This is a genomic window from Halorubrum sp. Atlit-8R (genome assembly GCF_003666025.1).
Classification (GTDB): domain Archaea; phylum Halobacteriota; class Halobacteria; order Halobacteriales; family Haloferacaceae; genus Halorubrum; species Halorubrum salinarum.
This window is the reverse complement of record NZ_QPLV01000001.1, coordinates 1078102-1096493: the sequence shown is the minus strand read 5'-3', so window position 1 is coordinate 1096493 and position 18392 is coordinate 1078102. Positions and strand designations below refer to the sequence as shown.

20 protein-coding genes are annotated in these 18392 nt (G+C 71.9%); 8 read left to right on the top strand and 12 right to left on the bottom strand.

What is annotated here, in order from left to right; all coding sequences use genetic code 11:
• Window positions 1–62: 62 nt before the first annotated feature.
• Both DVK05_RS05370 and DVK05_RS05365 read right to left on the bottom strand, forming a co-directional pair.
• Window positions 63–2300 carry a hypothetical protein gene (locus DVK05_RS05370; protein WP_121562347.1) on the bottom strand — a complete coding sequence of 746 codons (2238 nt, stop codon included), beginning with the start codon at window positions 2298–2300 and terminating at the stop codon, window positions 63–65.
• Window positions 2301–2428: 128 nt separating this feature from the next.
• On the bottom strand, window positions 2429–2902 hold the full coding sequence (locus DVK05_RS05365; protein ID WP_121562346.1) for an NUDIX hydrolase: 474 nt from the start codon (window positions 2900–2902) through the stop codon (window positions 2429–2431).
• A 106-nt stretch (window positions 2903–3008) separates the two neighbouring features.
• Here DVK05_RS05365 and DVK05_RS05360 point away from each other — a divergent pair, with 106 nt between their 5' ends.
• Complete coding sequence (locus tag DVK05_RS05360; RefSeq protein ID WP_121562345.1) at window positions 3009–3497, top strand: cupin domain-containing protein; 489 nt, start codon at window positions 3009–3011, stop codon at window positions 3495–3497.
• A 51-nt stretch (window positions 3498–3548) separates the two neighbouring features.
• Here the strand turns inward: DVK05_RS05360 and DVK05_RS05355 are convergent, their stop codons facing one another.
• Entirely contained in the window at window positions 3549–4526 is a 978-nt protein-coding gene (locus DVK05_RS05355; RefSeq protein ID WP_053771208.1) for a transcription initiation factor IIB family protein, read from the bottom strand.
• A 270-nt stretch (window positions 4527–4796) separates the two neighbouring features.
• Window positions 4797–5453, bottom strand: a complete 657-nt coding sequence (locus DVK05_RS05350) for a hypothetical protein (RefSeq protein WP_121562344.1) — start codon at window positions 5451–5453, stop codon at window positions 4797–4799.
• Window positions 5454–5565: 112 nt separating this feature from the next.
• Between DVK05_RS05350 and DVK05_RS05345 the strand changes: the two genes are divergently transcribed.
• From DVK05_RS05345 to DVK05_RS05335, 3 genes are all read left to right on the top strand, one after another.
• Window positions 5566–6741 (top strand): Xaa-Pro peptidase family protein, encoded by a 1176-nt coding sequence (locus DVK05_RS05345; RefSeq protein ID WP_121562343.1) that lies wholly within the window; start codon window positions 5566–5568, stop codon window positions 6739–6741.
• Window positions 6742–6859: 118 nt separating this feature from the next.
• Window positions 6860–8044 (top strand): MFS transporter, encoded by a 1185-nt coding sequence (locus tag DVK05_RS05340; RefSeq protein ID WP_121562342.1) that lies wholly within the window; start codon window positions 6860–6862, stop codon window positions 8042–8044.
• A 100-nt stretch (window positions 8045–8144) separates the two neighbouring features.
• Complete coding sequence (locus tag DVK05_RS05335; RefSeq protein ID WP_121562341.1) at window positions 8145–8780, top strand: IS6 family transposase; 636 nt, start codon at window positions 8145–8147, stop codon at window positions 8778–8780.
• Here DVK05_RS05335 and DVK05_RS05330 read toward each other — a convergent pair.
• Both DVK05_RS05330 and DVK05_RS05325 read right to left on the bottom strand, forming a co-directional pair.
• Complete coding sequence (locus tag DVK05_RS05330) at window positions 8773–9306, bottom strand: GrpB family protein (protein ID WP_121562340.1); 534 nt, start codon at window positions 9304–9306, stop codon at window positions 8773–8775. The two genes, DVK05_RS05335 and DVK05_RS05330, sit on opposite strands and share 8 nt — an antisense overlap.
• A gap of 223 nt (window positions 9307–9529) precedes the next feature.
• On the bottom strand, window positions 9530–9766 hold the full coding sequence (locus tag DVK05_RS05325; protein ID WP_053771204.1) for a hypothetical protein: 237 nt from the start codon (window positions 9764–9766) through the stop codon (window positions 9530–9532).
• Window positions 9767–9837: 71 nt separating this feature from the next.
• Between DVK05_RS05325 and DVK05_RS05320 the strand changes: the two genes are divergently transcribed.
• Together DVK05_RS05320 and DVK05_RS05315 are read left to right on the top strand one after the other, a co-directional pair.
• Window positions 9838–10224, top strand: a complete 387-nt coding sequence (locus DVK05_RS05320) for a hypothetical protein (RefSeq protein ID WP_121562339.1) — start codon at window positions 9838–9840, stop codon at window positions 10222–10224.
• 72 nt (window positions 10225–10296) lie between these two features.
• Window positions 10297–10917, top strand: coding sequence for a hypothetical protein (locus tag DVK05_RS05315; RefSeq protein ID WP_121562338.1), 621 nt, complete (start codon window positions 10297–10299; stop codon window positions 10915–10917).
• 19 nt (window positions 10918–10936) lie between these two features.
• On the opposite strand, the gene DVK05_RS05310 is transcribed toward DVK05_RS05315, so the two are convergent.
• The 6 genes from DVK05_RS05310 to DVK05_RS05285 form a co-directional block, all read right to left on the bottom strand.
• A complete protein-coding gene (locus DVK05_RS05310; RefSeq protein ID WP_121562337.1) occupies window positions 10937–11539 on the bottom strand; it encodes a CDP-alcohol phosphatidyltransferase family protein in 603 nt (200 codons plus the stop codon).
• A 26-nt stretch (window positions 11540–11565) separates the two neighbouring features.
• Window positions 11566–12123, bottom strand: a complete 558-nt coding sequence (locus DVK05_RS05305; RefSeq protein WP_121562336.1) for an adenylate kinase family protein — start codon at window positions 12121–12123, stop codon at window positions 11566–11568.
• Window positions 12120–13214, bottom strand: coding sequence for a histidinol-phosphate transaminase (hisC, locus tag DVK05_RS05300; protein WP_121562335.1), 1095 nt, complete (start codon window positions 13212–13214; stop codon window positions 12120–12122). Before hisC ends, DVK05_RS05305 begins: the two co-directional genes overlap by 4 nt.
• A gap of 75 nt (window positions 13215–13289) precedes the next feature.
• On the bottom strand, window positions 13290–14789 hold the full coding sequence (locus tag DVK05_RS05295) for a GTPase (protein WP_121562334.1): 1500 nt from the start codon (window positions 14787–14789) through the stop codon (window positions 13290–13292).
• Window positions 14790–15038: 249 nt separating this feature from the next.
• Window positions 15039–15782, bottom strand: a complete 744-nt coding sequence (locus tag DVK05_RS05290) for a fumarylacetoacetate hydrolase family protein (protein WP_121562333.1) — start codon at window positions 15780–15782, stop codon at window positions 15039–15041.
• A 78-nt stretch (window positions 15783–15860) separates the two neighbouring features.
• A complete protein-coding gene (locus DVK05_RS05285) occupies window positions 15861–16967 on the bottom strand; it encodes a zinc-ribbon domain-containing protein (protein WP_121562332.1) in 1107 nt (368 codons plus the stop codon).
• A 105-nt stretch (window positions 16968–17072) separates the two neighbouring features.
• On the opposite strand from DVK05_RS05285, the gene DVK05_RS05280 reads away from it, so the two are divergent.
• The gene (locus tag DVK05_RS05280; protein WP_121562331.1) at window positions 17073–17795 is read left to right on the top strand and encodes a metal-dependent hydrolase; all 723 of its coding nucleotides are present in this window, start codon (window positions 17073–17075) and stop codon (window positions 17793–17795) included.
• A gap of 156 nt (window positions 17796–17951) precedes the next feature.
• Entirely contained in the window at window positions 17952–18350 is a 399-nt protein-coding gene (locus DVK05_RS05275; protein ID WP_121562330.1) for an OsmC family protein, read from the top strand.
• Window positions 18351–18392: the final 42 nt, after the last annotated feature.

Genomic DNA, 18392 nt, shown 5'->3' with positions numbered 1-18392 from the left:
CCCGCCGACGCACCTGCCGCGTTTCCGTTCTCCGCGAGCTAGTCCCGACTCGGTCCCTGCGGTTACAGGTCGGGGACCGTCATGTGGAACCCGCCGTCGCGCGCCTCCACGAGACACAGGTGGTACCCCTGCTTGCGCGAGAGCTTCACGAAGCTCGCGCGCTTCGACCGGCTGAACAGGCCCCCGCCGACCGCGTCGCTCGCGGTCTCTAGGGCGCCCGGCTCGAAGAAGCTCTCCGTCACCGCGAACGCCCCCGCGAACGTCTCGTTCGACGCCGCGATGTCGCGCCCGTTCTCGACGAGCGACTCCAGCGTCCCCTCCGCGGTCGGGTCCCGGCTGTCGTTCAGGTCCGCGACGAACAGCGGGTGACCCATCCGGTCGCGCAACACGAGGTCGAACGCCCGCTGCTCGCGGGTCTCCTCGCCGCCCTCTCGGATCGCGATCGACACCGTCCCGCCGATCTCGGCGCGGTCGATCTCGGGGAGCGCGTCGTAGAGGTCCCGCAGCGTCCCCTCGTTGCCGGTGCCGCGGACCTCGAACGGGAGGTCCTCGACGAGCCAGCGGGTGAACCCGTACTCGATGGTGTCTTCGAGGAACTCCTCGAACGGTCGGCCGTCGACCGCGAGGCCGTCGGTCTCGAAGCTCGTGTGGTGTTCGACCCGGAGGTTCTCGCGGAGCGCCTCTCGGTCGACGGCCCCCTCGTGGGCGTCGGCGAGCGTCGCGCCCTCCTTCGAGTCGTACCTGATGAACAGGTTGGTCCCGTTGCGGGCCTCGCCCGGCGTGAGCGTCCGCTCCGCGTCCGGGAGCCGCTCCCTGGCGTTCGACAGCTCGTCGCGGAGCCGGTCGCGCTCCGCCCGGAGGTCCTCGACCTCGGACTCGAGCCGGTCGACCGCCTCGGCCAGCTCGTCGCGCTCCGACTCGATCTCGTCGCGCTCGGCCGCCAGCCGGTCGCGCTCGTCGGCGAGCGACTGTCGCTCCGTCTCCGTCTCCTCTAAGGCCGCCTCGAGCTTCCGCACCCGATCGGGGTCGGCGTCGGTCGCCGCCTCGCGCTTCGACACCGCCGACGGGGTCGACGACGGCGTCTCGGTGGCGCGCGGCGAGGGCGAGCCGCCGTTAGCGTCCGACCCGCTCCGCCCGGTCCGGACGCGGTCGTCCGCAGAGCGGGAGCGCTGCGACGACGCCCCGCGCCGCTCCCCGCCGGCCCGCGGCTCGCCGCCGGCCTCGGAGGGGTCGAGCGCCGGGATCGACTTCTGCTCCCGCCACTCGGCCTCCTCCGAGAACACGTCCTCGGAGTCCGGGGCGTCGCCGTCCGCGGCGCCCGCGTCCGACGCTGCCGCGCCGTCGGAATCCGCCTGCGCCCGTCGCGTCCGGTCGGCGCCCGCCGCGCCGTCGCGGTCGCGGCCGTCCGAGTCGGCGTCACCGATCCGGACGGCGTCGGACGCCGGCCCGTCCGTCTCGTCGGCGCCGTCGCTCGGGTCCGCGCCGTCGCGGTCGCTTTCCGCGGTGCGCACGTCGACCGCGGCCGGTTCGTCCGAGCGGTCCGCCGGGGACGGTTCGTCCTCCCGCCCGGCGCCGTCGCCCGGCTCGCCCGGGGTTTCGGGCCCGTCGGCGGGCTCGTCGGCCTCGGCCTCGGGAGCGGCCCCGGGGGCCGCCCGCTCGTCGCTCGGGTCGTCGGCCTCGTCGCTCGCTGCGTCGCTCGCCGCGTCGGATCCGGCGGCCGCGGTCGGGTCGGCGGCCGCGCCGGAATCGCCCGCCTCGTCGCCGTCCGGGAGCGGCCGGACGTCGAGGTCGACCTCGTACACCGTGTAGATCCCGACCTCGTCGGCGGCGAGGTCGAACGCGTCGTCGCCCGTCTCCAGCCGCCGGGCGTTGCCGACGTACGCCGCCGCCATCGACTCGCCGCCGGTGTAGGCGACGTAGTAGTCGCCGGAGAGGACGTTCTCCGAGAGCTCGATGTACCCGGTGAATCCCCCCTGCGAGAGCTTGCGGTCGGCCTCGTCCAGCGGCGTGTCCTTGGTGTAGTACTTCGCCCGCGGCTCGCCGCCGAGCTCCTGCATGGCGAAGAGCACGGGGAGCGCGTCGTCCGGGGCCCGGTAGACGGTCCCGGAGGCGTCGGCGAAGGCGTCGAGCGTCGCGTCGACGACGCCGACGACGCGCCCGTCGACGAGGAACAGCCACCCGGTCCCGTCGGTCGCCGCCCCCGAGAACCCGTCGTCGACGATCCGCCGGAGCCCCGCGAACCCGTCGGAGAACGAGCGGTCGTCCCACTCGGCGATCGCTTCCCGTCGCTGTGCGTCCATCCTTGCGTTTACGTCGCCAACACCGACTCAAATACCTTCCGGAGCGTGAGACGGCCGTCTGACGCCGCGCGCGGCGGTCCGAACCGCTCGACGGCGGGCCCGACGTCTCGGCGCGATGCCCGGTCCGGTCAGTCGGCGTCGACGGCGGCGATCGCCTCGCGGCCGAGGTCGACCACGTCGTCCGGGAGGTCGCTCGCCGCCAGCTCCGCGGCGGTGTACCAGCGCCAGCGCGCCGGGTCGACCTCGTCGTCGCCGTCGGGGGCGATCTCCCGCGAGTCGACGCGAGCGTAGTAGAGGTGGTCGACGTGCTGGTGCCCCACCGACCCGTCCTCGTGGACGTTGATGTCGTGGAGCATGAGGTGGGCCGGCTCCGGGAGCCCCCGGGTGTTCGGGCCCGTGATCGCCGACTCCGTCGCGACCAGCTCGGGGGTCAGCCCCGTCTCCTCGCGGACCTCGCGCCGCGCGGCCTCGTGCGGCAGCTCGTCGCGGTCGACGTGGCCCCCGGGCGGCAGCGTGATCCCCAGCCGCTCGTGCTCGTGAAGGGCGGTCGCCCCGTCGTTGACGATGTAGGTCGTCGCCGTGAAGTGGCGAGTCGTCTCCATGGTCCCGGGTGGCAGCGCGTCGCCTTCGCGGTTTCGGCTCCCAGCGGGAGGCCGGCTCCGCTCGGGCGACGCGAACGCCTTTGGGGGTCCGGCGTGACCGCGGGGTATGCCACCGATCAACGCGGACGAGCTGTCGTGGGCGACGGCCGACGCGGACGACGCCGCGTGGCGACGGAAGCAACTGGGCGCCGCGGCGGGCGGCGCGGACCTCGGCTGTAGCCTCTACGAGCTGCCGCCCGGCGAGCGCTCGTGGCCGTACCACTACCACGCGGCCAACGAGGAGGCGCTGTACGTCCTCGCCGGCGAGGGGACGCTGCGGCTCGACGGCGAGGCGTACCCGCTCCGGCCGGGCGAGTACGCCGCGTTCACCGCGGACGAGTCGGGCGCGCACCGAGTGGTGAACGACGGGGACGAGGTCCTCCGCTACCTCGTCGTCTCGACGATGCGCGAGCCCGACGTGACCGTGTACCCGGACTCGGAGAAGTTCGGCGTGTACGTCGGCGCGCCGCCCGGGGGCGACGCCGAGCGGTCGCTGTCGGGGTACTACCGGATCGGCGACGACGTGGGGTACTGGGACGGCGAAGAAAGCGGGTGAACCGGCGAGCGTCCTTCGAACGCGGCGACGGGCGGCCGCGGAGCGGCGGCGTCAGTTCAGCGCGACCGAGTCCTCGGCCTCGAGGAGCTCGTGGTAGCGGTTCCGGATGGTGACCTCGCTGATGTTCGCGACCTCGCTGACCTCGCTCTGGGTCACCTTCTCGTTGACGAGCAGCGAGGCGGCGTAGACGGCGGCCGCGGCGAGCCCGACCGGCGACTTCCCGGAGTGGATCCCCTGTTCCTTCGCCGTGTCGAGCAGGCTGCGGGCCCGGCGCTCGGCCTCGTCGGAGAGGCCGAGGTCGGAGGCGAACCGGGGCACGTAGCTCTCGGGGTCGGCGGGCTGGATCTCCAGCTTCAGTTCGCGGACGACGTAGCGGTACGTCCGGGCGATCTCGTCCTTCTCGACCCGGGAGACGCCCGCGATCTCGTCGAGGCTGCGCGGCGTCCCCGCCTGTCGGGCGGCGGCGTACAGCGAGGCGGTAGAGACGCCCTCGATGGAGCGGCCGGGGAGGAGGTCCTCGTCGAGCGCGCGGCGGTAGATGACCGACGCGGTCTCGCGGACGTTGTCCGGGAGCCCGAGCGCGCTCGCCATCCGGTCGATCTCGCCGAGCGCCTGCTTGAGGTTGCGCTCCTTGGAGTCTCGGGTGCGGAAGCGCTCGTTCCAGGTCCGCAGCCGCTGCATCTTCTCGCGCTGGCGGCTGGACAGCGACTTGCCGTAGGCGTCTTTGTCCTGCCAGCCGATGTTCGTCGAGAGCCCCTTGTCGTGCATCATGTTCGTCGTCGGGGCGCCGACGCGCGACTTGTTGTCCTTCTCCTTGGAGTCGAACGCGCGCCACTCCGGCCCGCGGTCGATCTCGTCCTCCTCGACGACGAGCCCGCAGTCGACGCAGACGGTCTCGCCGTGTTCCGTGTCGGTCGCTAACTGCCCGCCGCACTCGGGGCACCGCAGCTCCTCGTCTTCGGTTGTCGACTCGGTCTCGCTCTCGTCGTCGACGTTCTCGGTCGTGTACGTTCGAAGGTTCTCGCTCATTGGTTTGGTGCGTGGAGGGAACAACGAAACCGAGAGACGGGTCTCGGTGTTTTCCTCACCTTCGGGTAAGTGACCGACGCACTTAAATGTTCGCGTGTTTGGTGCCGCGGAGACACGGCCGAAAACGGCGTGTAGAACCCTGTACAATTCGGAATTCTCGACGGGAGCGACCGACCCGCGCTGAGAGCGCTATCGACGGCGCGAGCGCGGGAGTTGGTATATAGGCGTTTCGCGCTGGACCGGGCGGCGTTCGAGCCGCCGGCCCGCCGGTCACTCCCCGGTCGCGGCGGACGCGACGGCGCCGGCGAGGAAGCCGAGGATCACGGCCAGTCCGGTCACCAGCGCGACGCTCGGGAGGAGGTCGGGGCCGGCGGCGACGCCGGCCGCCTCTGAGGCCGGGATCCCGTCGGCGTCAGAGATCGGTATCCGCCCGTCGGACGCGTGGCGCGTGAGCGGCACGCGGGAGACCGCCCGCAGCGCGAGCATCGCCGGGAGGTAGCCCAACACCGTGCTCGCGCCGGTCACGGCGCCGATGAGCGCGTCGTCGACGCCGAGGTATCGGGCGGCGGCCGCGCCGCCGAGGGCGACGACGAGCGGAACAGCCCGGAGCGGCCACAGCGCGGCGTCGGCCTGTATCAGCGGATGCCCGAAGACGACGAGGTTCGACAGCCCCGGCCCCGTCCGCGTCCGGACCCAGTGCGCGTCGAAGAGGAACCAGATCGACCCTTCGACCGCCGAGATCGGTCCGCCGACCATCCACCGGGCGACCGCCGAGTCCCCCGGCGACACGCCGGCGAGCGCGAGTCCGACCCGCGTGAGCCCGAGTCCGAGCAGTGCCGCGCCGGCCCCGCAGGCGACGGCGACGGGGAGCCACCCCGCCGGGAGCGACACCAGGGAGCCGACCGTCGTTCTGCCGTCGGTCGCCATCTCGCCCCGGCGTTCCGGAGCGAGCGGGATATGCTTTCTCACGGGCCGCGGGCGGAGCGGCGACCGGTTCCGCGAGGGCAACCGCTTTGGGCGTCGCGCGAGCAGCACGGATATGAACCGAACGCGGCTCGACGACCGCCTCGCGGACCTCGACACCGACGGTTACCTCCTCGACGCCTCGCAGGAGGACGCCAACCAGCTGTACCTCTCCGGGTTCACCGGTCCGGACCCGTTCCTCACGCTGTACGCCGACGGCGAGGTCCACGTCCTCGTCAGCGGGCTGGAGTACGGCCGCGCGACGACGGAGGCGGCGGCCGACACCGTCGAACGCCACGCGGACTACGACTACGAGTACGGCGGGCGCGAGGAGCGCAACGACATGTACGCGGCGTTCGTCCGCGACAAGGGCGTCGAGTCCGTCTCGATGCCACCGCGGGGCCCGGTCGGCACCGCGGACGCCCTCCGCGAGCGCGGGATCGAGGTCGCGGTCGACACCGACGACCGGCTCCAGGCCGTCCGCGCGGTGAAGACCGACGAGGAGATAGACGCGATCCGCGACGCCCAGACGGCGAACGAGGCCGCGATGCGGGCCGCTGAGGAGCTGATCGCCGGCGCCGACGTGGCGGGCGAGGGCGACGACGCGGAGGCGGGCGTCCTCCTCCGCGACGGCGAGCCGCTCACCAGCGAGCGCGTGACCGAGGAGATAGAGGTGACGCTGCTGCGCCACGGCTGCGCGCTCGACGAGACGATCGTCGCCGGCGGCGCGCAGGCCGCGGACCCGCACGACCGCGGCTCCGGCCCGCTCCGCGCGGGCGAGGCGATCATCGTCGACATCTTCCCGCGCTCGAAGGCGACGAAGTACAACGCCGACATGACGCGGACGTTCTGTGTCGGCGAGCCGAGCGAGACCCTCCGCGAGTGGTACGACCTCACCGAGCGCGCGCTGGAGGCCGCGCTGGACGCGGTCGAGCCGGGCGCCACGGGCGAGGAGGTCCACGCCGCCGCCTGCGAGGTGTACGAGGAGGCCGGCGAGCCGACGTTCCGCACGGACCCCGAGACCGAGACGGGGTTCATCCACTCGACCGGCCACGGGATCGGCCTCGACGTCCACGAGTCGCCGCGGCTCGCGAGCGGGGGCGAGGAGCTGGAGCCGGGCCACGTGATCACCGTCGAGCCCGGCCTCTACGACCCCGCGGTCGGCGGCGTCCGGATCGAGGACCTCGTCGTCGTCACCGAGGACGGGTACGAGAACCTCACCGACTACCCGATCGAGTTCGTCGCGGAGTGAACCGTTGCGGGGCGCCGGGGGGCGCCCCGGACCGCCGTCGGCGCCGCGGTGCCGCGCGACACCCGGCCCGTCTGACCGCGATCGGAAGCCGCTTTGACCCGTGCCCGGTACGGCGACCGTGAACTGGCGGTACGAACACACGGCGCTCGCGCTCTGTACGCTCGCGTTCACCGGGACGATGGTGGCGCGGCTGGTCGTGAGCCCGCTCGTCCCGGAGATCACGGCCCGGTTCGGCGTGACGAACGGCACCGTCGGGCTCGCCTTGAGCGGGATGTGGCTCACCTACGCGCTGGCGCAGTTCCCCTCCGGCGTCCTCGGCGACCGCTACGGCGAGCGCCGCGTCATCCTCGCCGCGGTCGGCGCCACCGCGGTCGCCTCCGTCCTCCTCGCCGCGTCGCCCTCGATGCTCGCTTTCGGGCTGTTCGCGGCCGCGCTCGGCGTCGGCGCGGGCCTCCACTACTCGGTCGCGACCACGTTCCTCACGCGGCAGTTCGACGACACGGGCCGCGCCATCGGCGTCCACGTCGCCGGCGGCCCGCTCGCGGGGCTCGCCGCGCCGCCCGCAGCCGCGCTCGTCGGGTCGCGGTACGGCTGGCGCGCCGGCGTGCTCCTCGGGGCCGCGGTGGCGGTCCCCGTCTGCGTCCTGTTCGCGTGGCGAGTCCGGCCGACCGAACCCCTCCGGCCGGACCAGCCGATCGGCGAGCGGTTCGCCGTCGGCCCGCTCGTCGAACTGCTCTCGCGGCCGCGAATCCTCTACACGACCGCGCTCGCGACGATGGGCGCGTTCACGTGGCAGGCGACCGCCTCGTTCCTGCCCACGTTCCTCGAAGTGGGGACCGGCCTGTCGAGCGCGCTGTCGGCGCTGCTGTTCTCCGTGTACTTCCTCGTCCACGGCGGCACCCAGCCGGTGACCGGCTCGGTGTCCGACCGGATCGGACGCGATGCCACGGCGATGGTGACGATGGGCGCCGGCGTCGTCGGCTACGGGGCCCTCGCCGCGGCCGCAACGCTCGACCTGGGCCTCCTCGTGGCGGTCCCGGCCGTAGGGCTCGTCGGCCTCGCGATGTCGTGGGGCGCGCCGATCCAGTCGCGGTTCATGGACCTGCTGTCCGACGCCGAGCGGGGCGCCGGCTTCGGGCTCGTCCGGACCGCCTACATGGTGACGGGCGCCTCCGGCAGCGTCGTCGTCGGCGCCGTCTCCGACGCCGCGGGGTGGCCCGTCGCGTTCGGGCTGCTCGCCGGCGTGATGGCGCTGGGGCTGGCGACGCTGTCTACGAACCGGGTGCTGGGGCTGGGGTACTGAACGGTCACGGACCGTCGCGGGTCACTCGAAGCTCGGGAGCCGATCCTGGAGGTGTTGAGATAAGGTCGAAGGATGAGGCGGTCAAAAGATCGAGTGGTTCATGCTCAGTTTCGACCGCCTCAGCGGCGATAGCGGTTGTATCGAGTTAGATTTTCTGGAGCGAGAGGCGACACCCAAGTCGGCGATGAAGCTCGGTATCCGACTCCATTTGGCTGGATTATCACTTTCGGATACCGTCTCGATTCTTGAGAGGTTGGGTGTCGATCGCCATCGAACCACCGTTCATCGGTGGGTTCAGAAAGCCGATCTACAGCCGACAGACGGTGCGAATCCGAATCACGTTGCGGTCGATGAAACCGTGATTCAGCTCAACTCTGAGCGATATTGGCTGTACGCTGCCGTCGATCCCGACACAAACCGCCTGCTCCACGTCCGACTCTACCCGACGAGAACAAACGCGATATCTTCGATGTTTCTCTCAGAACTCCGTGAGAAACATCAGGTCGACGACGCGGTCTTTCTCGTCGATGGTGCTCCGTGGTTACAGGCGGCCTGTCATCGTCACGGGCTCCGATTCCAACACGTCACACATGGGAATCGGAACGCCGTCGAACGTGTCTTTCGTGAAGTAAAACGCCGAACAAACCAGTTCTCAAATACGTTTAGCCATGTCGAACCGAACACCGCCGAAAATTGGCTCCAAGCGTTCGCCTTCGCATGGAATCAGCTTATCTAAACACTACCCGATCCTCGTAGCCCGCCTCGCGGGCCTCCCGGGTCAGGGAGCGGACGACCTCGAACTTCGCCTCGGTGTACGCCGCCATGTCGTCGCCGTGCTCCGCCGCGGCGTCGCGTTTGACGCGAGCGTACTCCGCCCGCGCCCTCGGATGGTCGCTCAGGTACTCCCGGAACAGCAGCATCGGCCGCCACTGGTCCGCCTCGACGGTGTGCATCCGGACGGCGACGACGCCGTCCGCCTCCCGTCGGATCGCGACGACCGTGTCGTCGGCGTCGTGCTCCCGCTCGAACCCCGCGGCGGCGAGCCACTCCGCGGCGGCGCGCATCCCGTCGGCGTCGGCGTAGACCGGCATGACGTCCAACACGGGCTTGCCCGGGACGCCGGGGATGGCGGTGCTCCCGACGTGGAACACGTCAAGCAGTCGGTCGTCCGAGGCGGACTCTACGCGCTCGCGCACCGCTTCGTAGCGGTCCTCCCAGCGCGGGTCTGGGTCGAGGGTAACGCCGTCTTCCTTCGGGTCCATCGCTCGCGAGTTGCCGCTCCGTTCGGAAAATTATGTCGAATTAATTGAAATTACTTCTCACTTACTATTTCTCGTAGCAGTCTCTTAGTCGTTTCGGCGGTCCCGTCGGCGCGGTAAACGGAGGAGGCGGGTAAACGCCCTGGCGGAGCCGCGGCTGGGCGACGCGAGCGACGCTGCGGAGAAAGCGCGGCGGGTCCCCGGGGCGGCGGGGAGAGCGGCCCCGTTACAGCCGGTCGTCTTCGATGCTGCCCGGGTCCTCCGCAGTGTCGAACATGTTGTTCTCGGCGCCGTCGAGCATCTCGTCGCGGGGCTCCTCGTCGACCACGCTCACGTTGTACGCCTCGATACCGGACGCGATGAGGTCCTCCGCGGCCTGCTCCTCGGAGACGAACTCCTCGTCCGCCAGCTGCTGAAACTCCGCGTACACGTCGTCCGAGAGGTTCAGCTCGAAAGTGGGCATACCCCCCGTTCCGACCGGACACTTTTAAATTGTTCCCTCGTTGCGTGACGTGTCCGCGGAGGGGGAACACAGTGACCGACGACGGCGAAACGGTGATCGAGACGTACGACGACGGTCGTCGGATCGTCCGCGAGTCGCGGAACCGCCCCGACGCCTATCACTTCGACGGCCCGAACGGACGGATCGCGTCGTTCGACCTCCCGGAGGCGGCCCGCCTGTACGCCGACCTGTACGCGATCACCGGCGGGTTCGACGAGACGCAGACCGGGAGGCGCGGCGTCCCGCCGCGGATCGCCGGCGCCGACGAAGCGGTCCGGATGACGTACCTCTCCGTCCGGCTGTCGGTGGCGTACGCCGCGGCGGCGTTCGACGTCGACGAGTCGGTCGTCCGCGACGCCGTCAACGGCGTTCACGCGCGGGCGCAGGACCTGCGCTCGGAGGCGGACGAGAGCGGCTGAGGGCCGACCGGCCGCGACGGCCCGAACATCTGCGGGGTCAAGGGTACCCCGACGGGGTGACGTGATACGGGTATGCCCGGCTTCCCGTCGCCCTTCGGCTCCGACGACGAGGACCTGTTCGACGGCTACGACGAGTTCGTCGCGGAGACCGTCCCGCGTCCGGGCGGGTTCCTCGACGGCCACGACGTGCTCACGGGGGCGGACCACCTCGCGTTCCACCGGCTCACCCGCGAGTGCTTCGAGGAGCGGAAAGTGTACGACATGACGTTCGACTACAACCTCGCCCGGCTGAACCTCGACACGCGCCACGGAGACGCCGGGTTCCGCTACGCCGTCGAGCGCGGCGACGCGCCGGACGCGGTCGACGGGAGCGAGGTCGACCGGGTCCTCCGCGCGGAGTTCACCCCGACGACCGCGTTCTGCCCGCAGACGCACACGCTGACGGTCGGGGCGTTCCGGGCGTGGAACGGGCTCGCCGACCGACACGAGTACGACCTCGTCCGGGTCCGCGCCGCCGCGTCGCACAACCGGAGCGAGGCGGTGAACGACCGGCTCGCGGCGCTGGAGGAGGCGTACCTGGAGACGGGCGACGTGGAGGTCGACCCGGAGGAGGGCGTCGGGGTCGAGTCGACGCCGACGAGCGGGACGGAGGCGTCGGGCGCCGGGGAACGCTCGACGGACGCGCCGTTCTGAGCGCCCGTCTCGGGGCCGGTTACAGGTCCCGCCAGGCGCCGAGGAACCGCTGGACCGCGGTGAGGTGTCCGACCGCGGCGAACAGCGCGAGCAGCAGGCCGACGACGTTCAGTCCGGCGACGATCGGCACCGAGTACACCGCGGCGACGACGCCGACGATCCCGGCGAGCGCGAGGCGGTCGGCCCGGCCGAGGAGCCCGCCGTACTCGCGGCCGATGCCGACCGCCTGGATCTGCGTGCCGAGGTAGGAGGTGAGGAGGACGCCCGTGACGGCGGCGAAGCCGAGCGCATACGCCTCGACGCCGGCCGTGAGCCCGGCGATGATCGCCACGTCGGCGTAGCGGTCGAGGACGTGGTCGAGGAAGTCCCCGCCGTCGGAGGCGACGCCCTGGTGCCGCGCGAGCGCGCCGTCGACGACGTCGAGCCAGCCGTTGAGGAGGACGAGCAGCGCGCCGGCCGCGTACAGGGGCGCCGACCCGACGGCGAAGGCGGCGGCGGCGCCCACCGCGACGAGGAAGGCGATCACGCTCACCTGGTCGGGCGAGAGGCCGAGCCTGTCGGCCGCCGACACCCACGGGCCGAGCAGGCGGTCCGCCACGGAGCGGTACTGGTCGAGGGTCATCTACCGTCTCGACGCTCGCGGCCGGCTCATATATAATCGATGAAGTCCACGGTGCCGGCGCTCGGCTCGCGCTCGCCCTCGACCGCCGCGCGGATCGCGTCGGCGACCGCCTCGGGGTCGCGGTCGGTCGCGTCGACCTCGTAGACGTGCTCCGCGCCGTGTTCCGCCACGGCCTCCGAGAGGATCACGTCGAGCGCCTCGCTCTCGGCGTTTTCCGCCGCGGTCTCGGGCGACTCACCGCGGTCGGCGAGTCGGGACTCGATCGCCTCCGGGTGACAGCGCAACACGACGACGCGGTCGACGTCGAACCGGTGCGCGAGGTGGGAGTCGAGGACGCCGGTCCAGTCGCTGAGGTGGTCGCGGACCGCGTCGAGGTCGGCGACGAGCGTGTCGCGGTCGGCGTCGCGCTCGGTCCAGAGGTCGTCGTCCGACTTGATCCGCTCGTTGAGGTGGATCACGTCGTACTCGTCCTCAAGCAGCGCCGTCGCGGTCGACTTGCCGGTCCCCGGGGTCCCGGTGACGGCGACGCGGTCGGCGCGGCCGCGGCCCGCGCTCGACCCCTCGGAATCGGGCCCCTCCGTCACGCGCGGACACCGAGTTCGAGGTCGGCCAGCACCTCGTTGAGCAGGGCGACCGCCTCGCGCGTCTCCTCGCGCGTCCCCGTGGAGACGCGGACGTGTTCGGGGAGCCCGAACGAGGTACAGTCCCTGATGATGACGCCGCGCTCCTGAGCGGCCTCGGCGACGCGCTCGCCGTCGCCGACCGCAGCGAGGACGAAGTTGCCGGCGGAGTCGACGGTGGGGGCGTCCAGCTCGTCGGCGATGTACTCGCGGGCCCAGCGCGCGGACTCGACCGATCGCTTGACGTGCGCCTCGTCGTCGAGCGCGGCGAGCGCGGCGCGGCAGGCCAGCTCGTTGGCCGCGAACGGCGTGTTGACGCGGGCGTACGCCTCGCCCCACGCCTCGGGGACGACGCTGTAGCCGATCCGGAGCCCGGCGAGGCCGTACGCCTTCGAGAAGGTGCGGAGGACCGCCACGTCGTCGCGGTCGTCGACGAGCGGGATCGCGCTGTCCACGTCGGCGAACTCCCCGTACGCCTCGTCGACGACGACGAGCGTCTCCTCGGCGGTCGCGTCGGCGATCGCCTCGACCTCGTCGAGGGCGATCGTCGACCCGGAGGGGTTGTGCGGCGAGGTGAGGTAGACGATCCGCTCGCCGCCGTAGGCGGACAGCACCGTCTCGGCGTCCTGCGCGAAGCCGTCGGCCGGGGAGAGCTCGTACTCCGTCACCTCGCCGTGGTGGTACCGCGACGACATCGCGTAGTAGGCGAAGCCCGGGCTCGGGACCAGCACCTCGTCGCCGGGCTCTAAGGCGGCCCGCGAGAGGTAGTCGATCGAGCCGTCGGCGCCGGGCGAGACCCACACCTGCTCGTCGTCGACGCCCCACTTCTCGGCGATCTTCGCGGTGAGGTCGGTGTGCGAGGATTTCGGGTACTGGTTCACCCGGTCGGTGTGCTCGCGGATCGCCTCGACGGCCGCCGGGCTCGGCCCGTGCGGGTTCTCATTCGAGGAGAGCTTGATGAGGTCGTCGGGGTCGAGCCCGCGCTCGCGGGCGACCTCCTCGACGCCCCGCCCGGGCACGTACGGCGAGTGATCGGAGAGATCCCGTGGTTCCATGTCACCGGGTCGGGGACCGGCGGGCTTAAGCGTGGTCTTGGCGGTCGAGGGCTCGCGACGGGGCCGCCCCGCGGTTCACGACGACCGGCCGTCGGCGAACCGCCGCTCGGCCTCGGCGACCACGTCGGGGCGCCCCGCGAGCTCCGCGGTGACGGTCTCGCTCCCGTAGTCGACGTCCGCGACCACGCCGCGGTCGTACGCCCACGAGAGCGCGGCCTGCGCGGCGCCGCCGTTCGGCGCCTCGACCGTCGCGGTCGCCGTCGGCAGCGCGTCGGCCACCGCGTCCGCGAGGTCGGCGAGCCCGGTCTCGTCGCGGACGCTGACCGGGACCGGCGAGCGGAGCGCGTCGACGACGGGGGCCTCGCGCGGGTCCAGGTCGGCGACCGTGCCCTCGTAGGCCTCGACCGCGGCCGCGAGCCCGTCCGCTCCGACCTCGTCGGCCTTCGACAGCACGGGGATCACGGGGCCGTCGGTCGCCTCGATCGCCGACAGCGAGGCCGTGAGCTTCCGGCGGAGGTCGGGCGGGTCGTCGCTCGCGTCGACGACGAGCAGTGCGCAGTCGGCCGCCCGGATCGCGTCGATCGTCGTCCGGAACGAGCGCACCGCCTCGTGGGGGAGCCCGTCGAGGAAGCCGACGGTGTCGGTGACGAGGGCGCGCCGCCCGCCGACCGTCGCGCGGCGCGTCGTCGTCGAGAGCGTCTCGAACGGCCGGTCCGCGACCGCGAGCGGCCCGTCGCCCTCGGCCGGGTCGCCCTCGCCGGCGTCGTCCCGGTCGGCGTCGCGAGGCCCGCCCCCGTCCCCGAACTCGGGGTCGTCGACCTCGTCGGCGAGCCGGCGGGCCAGCGTCGACTTCCCGGCGTTCGTGTACCCCGCGAGCGCGACGAGGTCGAACCCGGCGTCGCGGCGCTCCGCCCGTCGGGCCGCCCGGTCGTCGGCTATCTCGTCGAGCGCGCGCTCGGCCGACTCGATCCGCTTCTCGACGTCGAGCACGCGGCTGTCGCCCTCCGGCTGGAGGCGCACGTCCTCGCTCGCGTCGCGGGCGACCGCCTCGCGGAGCCGGGGCAGCTCGTAGCGCAGCCGCGCCAGCTCCAGCTGGCGGTCGGCCGCGCGCGAGTCGGCGGCGTCGGCGAACAGCTCCAACACGAGGCGCGGGCGGTCGATCACCGCGGTCCCGGGCGGCAGCAGGTCGCCGAGCGAGAACGTCTGTCCCGGCGACAGGCCTCCGTCGTAGATCACCGCCTCGGCGTCGGTCTCGGCGGCGAGCCGCATCAGCTCCTCGGCCTTCCCGCGGCCGAGGTCGTAGGTCGGGTCCTCGCGGCGCCGCTGGGTGACCTCGCCGACGACCGCGTAGCCGGCCGCGGCGGCGAGGTCCAGGATCTCCGCCGTGTCGGGCGGCTCGTCCTCGGACCGGGCCGCGACGACGGCGGGGGTCGCGTCCGGATCGGCGGGGTCGAGAGGGGAGGTGTCGGTGGTGTGGGAATCGGCGTCGTTCGTGTGAGCGTTAGCGTCGTCGGGGCGAGCGTCGGTTTCGTTCGATTCGGCGGTCTCGTTCGTCGTGGCGTCGTCTCGTGACATTCGGTTGGGCGCTCGCGTCGGCCCGGAGAGGGGAGCGTCTCGCACTCCGGTCGCGGTGCTGCGGCGCGGGACACTGACCCCGTCTCGCGGACGGGGCGGCCGCGTCGCGCCGCGGCGGTGCCGTCATGAACCGGCGACGAACGAACTGGTCTCCATACCTCCGACTCCGGGGGCTGGCACATAAGCGTTCACCGGAAACGCGGTGTGGTACCGAGCCGCAAAAACGGGGGTGTCCGAACGGCGCGCCGCTCAGGGGATTCGAACGTCGTGTTCCAGCGTGCCGACGCCCTCGACCTCGACCTCGACGGTGTCGCCGTCGGCGAGCGCGCCGACGCCCTCGGGGGTGCCCGTCGCGATCACGTCGCCGGGTTCGAGCGTGAGGTACGTCGTGATCTCCTCGATCAGCGTCGGCACGTCGAAGATCATGTGCTCGCGGTCGCTCGACTGCTTCGTCTCGCCGTTGACGCGCAGCTCGACGCTCGCGTCGGCGGGCACCTCGTCGGGCGTCGCGAGGACCGGGCCCAGCGGCGCGGCGCCGTCGAACGCCTTCCCGCGCACCCAGTTCTGCTCGCGGTTCTGGTCGTCGCGGTTCGACACGTCGTTCATACAGGTGAACCCGGCGACGACGTCCATCGCGTCGGCGGCGGCGACCGCCTTACACTGCTCGCCGATCACGACCGCGAACTCCGCCTCCCAGTCGATCCGGTCCTTGCCGGCGGGGACGGTCACGGTGTCGCCGTGGCTCGCGACCGCGTTCGGCGGCTTGAGGAAGAGCAGCGGGCGGTCGGGCACGTCGTTGCCCAGCTCCTCGGCGTGGTCGGCGTAGTTGCGGCCGATACAGACGATCTTCGACGGGTCGGTCGGCGCGAGCACGTCGATGTCGGGGTCGGAGAGCGCGTACTCCTCGCCGCCGAAGGCGACCGTGTCGGTCGCCGGGTCGTACTCGCCCTCGCGGATCGATCCGGCCGGGTCGCGGAACCGTGCGCGGTACATACGCGGCCGAACGGGCGGCCCCCCGAAAAGCGTTCCCGGAGAGGCAAGCGACGACCGCGACCGGTCGGGCCCGCGGACTCAGTCGGTCCGGTCGGCGGACTCTCGGACCGAGTCGGTCGTCGTCGAATCCGCCTCTGTCGCGTCCGTCGTTGTCGCGTCCGTCGTCGTCGGGTCCGTCGTCGTCGAGTCGGTCATCGTCGCGTCCGCCGTCTCGTTCGCGGCGGCGGCGGGCTCCTCGTCGCCGAGTCCGTCGAGCGACAGCGACTCGACGTCGTCCGCGAACAGCTCCGACCGCGCGCAGTCGGCGCAGTAGTGGTTGTACCGGACCGAGTGAGTCCGGACCGGCACGCCGGCGACCACCGTCTCGTCGCGGCGCCGCCTGACGAGGCCGCGGTCGAACGCCTCGTCGCAGACGACGCAGGGCTCCTCTACGGACTCGGGCGGGCGAACGATCCGGTGATCGACCGTCTTCTGTCGGCCGAAGTCGGTGACCCCGTGGCGGCGGTCGAGGCGCCGGCGGACGGGCGGGGCCACGCCGAGCCCGAGCCCGATGAACGCGAGGCCGATCAGCGCGCCGGGCACGGAGCCGCTCGTCCCCCCGAGGAAGGCGATCCACCCGCCGATCACGAAGAGCAGCGCGATGAGGAGATACCCGGCGACGGTCTCCGTTCGGCTCTCTCCCGGGGCGCTCGACGGGGCGCGCGTCGGCGTCGAGTCGCCGCGGACGAGGCGCCGCCGCTCCGCCAGCTTGGAGTAGTGCCACCAGCCGTACAGCAGGTTCCCGATGCCGCTGGTGAAGAAGAACAGGAGGATGTGGACGCCGACGGAGCCGATTCCCCTGTCGACGAGGATCACCCGGTCGCCGGCGTCCTGTTCGATGTCCCAGCCGGCGTCGAGGTGGTCCTGAACGCGGCGGCGGAAGGCGCGCTCGCTCTCGTCCGGCGACGCGGCCGAGCGCGACGGGGACGGGCCGCTCGACCGCTCCGAGCGCGACGCGCCGCAGTTCGAACAGAACCGGTCGTCGTCGTCGAACGCCGCGCCGCAGTCGGCGCAGTACGCGGGGTCGGCGGCGCCGTCGAGGTCGGCGCCGCAGTCGAGGCAGAAGCTCGCCCCGTCCGGCACCGCCTCGCCGCAGGCGGGGCAGGCGGCCGGCGGGCCGCCGGGCTCGCTGGTCTTGGAGGGCATCTACCGGACGTTCGCGCCCGTTCCGGTTAATTGCTTTCGCCGCCGGGCGTTGCCTTCCGCGGCGTCGAGTTTTATTACGACGCGCCGAGACGTACGGAACGGACCATGGAACTCACCTGGCACGGCCACTCCACGTGGCACGTCGTCGTCGAGGACACGGAGCTGCTCATCGACCCGTTCTTCGACAACCCGAAGACCGACGTCGATCCCGCGGACCTCGACCCCGACTACCTCCTGTTGACCCACGGACACGCGGACCACATCGGCGACGCCGCCGAGTTCCCGGACGCGACGGTGGTCGCCACCCCGGAGCTGACCGGCTACGTCCAGGAGAACTTCGGCCACGAGCACACGCTCCCGGCCGGGGGCATGAACATCGGCGGCACCGCCGAGTGCGGCGACGCGTGGGTGACGATGGTCCGCGCGGACCACTCGAACGGCATCGAGAACGACCCCGACTACTCCGCCGGCATGCCGACCGGGTTCGTCATCGGCGACAAGAAGCCGACCCAGGAGTCCGACCCCGACTGTACCACGTTCTACCACGCCGGCGACACGGGCCTGATGTCCGAGATGGTCGACGTGATCGCCCCGTACCTCGAACCGGACGCCGCGGCCCTGCCCGCCGGCGACCACTTCACCATGGGGCCCGCGGGCGCCGGCATCGCCGCCGACTGGGTGGGCGCCGACGTCGTCTTCCCGATGCACTACGACTCGTTCGGGCCGATCGAGATCGAGACCCGCGAGTTCGTCAACGAGGTGAAGGCCGCGGGCGCCGCCGCTGAGCCCGTCGTCCTCGAGGGCGACGAGACGTACACCCTCGACTGAGGGAACGGGCCGACGGCCCCACCGGTGATTCCGCCATTTTTCGTAGCGCTCGCGTCGGAGCGACGCGGCCGCGCTGCGTCGACCCCGCCCGTCCCCCGGCACTCACGTCCCGTGTCGGCAGCCTTTAGCGGCGGGAGGACGAACGGACGGTCGACTATGGCAGACATCGAGACGTCCACGGTTTCCGAGGAAGGGTACGCCAGCACCAGCCAGGTCGGCGAGTTCGACCTCCAGATCGACGCGACCGACGAGACGGGCCCGAACCCGAACGCGACGCTCGTCGCGACGTACGCCTCCTGTTACCTCCCGGCGCTCCGCGTCGGCGGGAGCCAGCGCGGCGAGGAGGACCTCGGCAAGATCCAGATCGACGCGAGCGCCAACCTCGACGACGACGACGACCTCGAATCGATCGCCTTCGACGTCCACGTCGAGGCCGACCTCGACGACGAGACCGCCGCCGACATCGCCGAGCGCGCCGAGGGCATCTGCCACGTCCACAGCGCGCTCCGCGAGGGGCTCCACGCCGACGTCAGCGTCTACCCCGGCGCGTTCTGAGGCCGGACTCCCGCGTCGACGCCCGCTTTTCTTTCGACTGCT